The 2,087-nt window shown below is 36.4% G+C and carries 1 protein-coding gene and 1 pseudogene; both read left to right on the top strand.

The genetic code is table 11. The features are described 5' to 3' along the window. A pseudogene (locus tag JEM65_RS22520) lies at window positions 1-190 on the top strand (ornithine cyclodeaminase family protein); the annotation flags it as partial. Between the two features lie 635 nt (window positions 191-825). Further along, on the top strand, window positions 826-1,617 hold the full coding sequence (locus tag JEM65_RS20590) for a hypothetical protein (RefSeq protein WP_199603557.1): 792 nt from the start codon (window positions 826-828) through the stop codon (window positions 1,615-1,617). The last annotated feature ends 470 nt before the right edge of the window (window positions 1,618-2,087 follow it).

The following is a 2,087-nucleotide window of genomic DNA, read 5'->3' as shown; positions in this document are numbered from 1 at the left end:
TGATATTGTTATGCCGTTAAAGAGTGGGATATTGGCAGAAAAGGATATTAAAGCGGACTTATTTGTGCTGGCTGCCAAAAACCACGTAGGTAGAAGCAGCGATGAACAAATTACCTTATTCAAGTCCGTCGGACACGCCTTAGAAGATTTAGCGGCCGCAGCTCATTATTATAACTTATTTGGGAAATAAAAGAAGTGAGTATCGGTAAAACCTCATAATGCTATAAATTGATTNNAACAAAAATAAGCGTATGGAAGAATTATACTGCAGATTTCGCAGATTTACGCGGATTTTTTGACTAGTATGACAAAAAATGGATATAATTAATTATTTAAGATTTGACGGTTCTTATCATAAGATTTTATTCTTGTTATATGACATATTCTTGACTTTCATCAATGCAATGTTGATCCCTCAAAAAATGCGTCTTAAAACATATTCAAAGTTTCGGCATACGTTAGTAACACATCAACATATCTCTTTAAAACCACGTTAACTCCAACATAACTGTTATTCCAAATCATCAGTATTCGGTGAGACAGGTACCCCCTCCTTGAAACATGATCTGGATGGAGAACTTAAAAATGACACCTNNTCTTTTCCCGATAGTTATCGGGACTAAAAGCGCAGCGCCTGCCTGCCGGCATGGCAGGATCTTAATTCTTTATCGGACAATAATGATCCCAAATATAATAGGGAAACATTTTCTAAAAATTACAGAAATTAAGATTAAAACAGATAAAATAATTAAATTTAATGCGTCTAAAATTTATTTAAGACAGGATTGATCTTGGACCTATAAAGAGAACTCTAAAAACATAACTATGGACACAATAATCTCAGAAGGTAAATGTATATTCTGTGACAAAACTTTTAAAAAATCGGGTATTAACCGCCATTTCGGGAGGCACCTGGCTGAAAAGTCAATTAATGGAAAGCCCGGTAAATCCTTTCATTTAAAAGTGGAAACAAACAGTTATTGGGGAAGTACGCCTTATTTTTTGTCCCTTTGGGTGGACGGTAACATAACAATGGATCAACTGGATGATTTTCTACGCGGCATATGGTTGGAGTGTTGTGGTCACCTAAGCTCATTTGTCATCCCGAAAAAATTAAATGAATATGAAATGTTCGACTATTTCGAAGCAGAAGAGCTTTTCAATAGCGGTAAAATAGAGGAATACGAAGCCATGATGGAGCGGTCACGGGGCGAGATTCCAATGGGAAGAAAGGCATCCAAGACATTTTACAAGGGTCTAAAATTGCAATATCAGTATGATTTTGGGAGCACTACAGAGTTAGAGATTACCGTATTTAACGAATATCCAATAGCAAGCGATGAACCAATTGTATTGTTATCCCGCAATGAACCGCTACCAATATTGTGCGAAACCTGTGGAAAAGGGCCAGCAGTAACGATGTGCAGTATTTGTTATGGTTATGAAGGTGAAGGAATTTTTTGTGAAAAATGTGCTAAAAAACATGAAAAAAAGTGTGATGATTTTGCCGATTATGGTGAAATGCCGGTTGTCAATTCCCCAAGAATGGGTGTATGTGCGTATGACGGTGGTACAATTGACCTGGGTAGAGATAAAGCTAAGCATCTTAAGGTATAACGAATGCGTTTTTTGTCCACCTCTAAATGTTACAACTATTTTGTATTCATTATGATATAAAGAAAAGAGCTGTCATTTTTTTAATGACAGCTCTTTAAGACTAATTCAAATAAAAATAAATACTAATGAACAACCTCGACCCAAGGGTACGAGGTATCAAGTAGAAGTTCCTTTTTTATTTCGACGCAGAGCGTCGGGGAATAAAACCCAGGGATCCCGCTAAAAAGCGGGATTAGTTCAACTAACAATTTTTAATTCATTGCTTCGCAACTTTTAAAAATTGAGTTTCACTAATTTAATGACGTAAGGTTCTCGATATGCCTCGAAAGCTTTAACATAATCTTCGTTTATCAAATCATTTCCAAAGCTTTCGGGACACTCGAACTGACAAACATATTATTTATTTGCGAGCAGGATAATCTCATAATTCAGAATCACTGCGGTTCGCGGTTCGATTCCGATGAAGGATC

It is taken from the genome of Gelidibacter salicanalis, from assembly GCF_016469035.1.
GTDB lineage: Bacteria > Bacteroidota > Bacteroidia > Flavobacteriales > Flavobacteriaceae > Gelidibacter > Gelidibacter salicanalis_A.
The sequence above is the reverse complement of the archived record's forward strand: the minus strand, read 5'-3'. Positions and strand labels throughout refer to the sequence as shown.